The 743-nt window shown below is 44.7% G+C and carries 1 protein-coding gene; it reads right to left on the reverse strand.

Annotation, left to right across the window (positions count from 1 at the left end; all coding sequences use genetic code 11):
- The coding region (locus V7783_RS21040) for a hypothetical protein (RefSeq protein WP_335680386.1) at positions 1 to 743 on the reverse strand (743 nt) is incomplete at both ends.

The following is a 743-nucleotide window of genomic DNA, read 5'->3' on the forward strand; positions in this document are numbered from 1 at the left end:
ATTACCGCTCGAGTACTTGACTTAGCTTCACCGATTGGCCGTGGCCAACGTGGTTTATTAGTAGCGCCGCCAAAATCAATCGTTTGTTCGTGGCTTGCGCTTGATGGCGTGGGCTGCAAGTAGTATGGAAAGTCAGTGGTTAGCTCTCCGATAGTTTGATAGTCATCATCACACGTTATTACTTCGCTATCACACGTTACTGTGTCGTCATCAACTGTAAGCGGCTGCACGAATGTAGGAATTGCTCTGAAATGTTCGTCCCAAGTTTCGGAAGTATTCGCAGGGCCGATTAAAGCTAGCTGGTCATCTGAGTCGCAAGTAACCTCGATACTATCGCAAGTAATATCCTCATCATCACAAGTTATGCCCGGTACAATCTCGTTAACTAGGTTAACCGTTGTTCCAAGGCTAAGATTTAACAGCTGATTAGACAGCAAGTTAAAATCGGGCGGCTGATCAACATTGGCAATGATTGAAGAGTATTCGCCGGTATTCCCTTGAACATCAACACCAGCAACCCAATAGCGATAAGTTGCAGATTCAGTTTCAAACACTGTCGTAAAAGTACTTTTTACCGTGCCGATAACCGTTGCCGTATCTAGCGAGTCACCACGGCGAATCTCATAACCCTCAATAGCAAAGCTAGTTGTTGCATTAATCCAACGTAACAGCACGTTATTATCAATAACCGAAGCGGTCAAAGGTGTAACGGCTTTAGGCGGTAATATTGTTATTTCTGCAAC

This window comes from Pseudoalteromonas sp., from assembly GCF_036960685.1.
Lineage (GTDB): Bacteria > Pseudomonadota > Gammaproteobacteria > Enterobacterales > Alteromonadaceae > Pseudoalteromonas.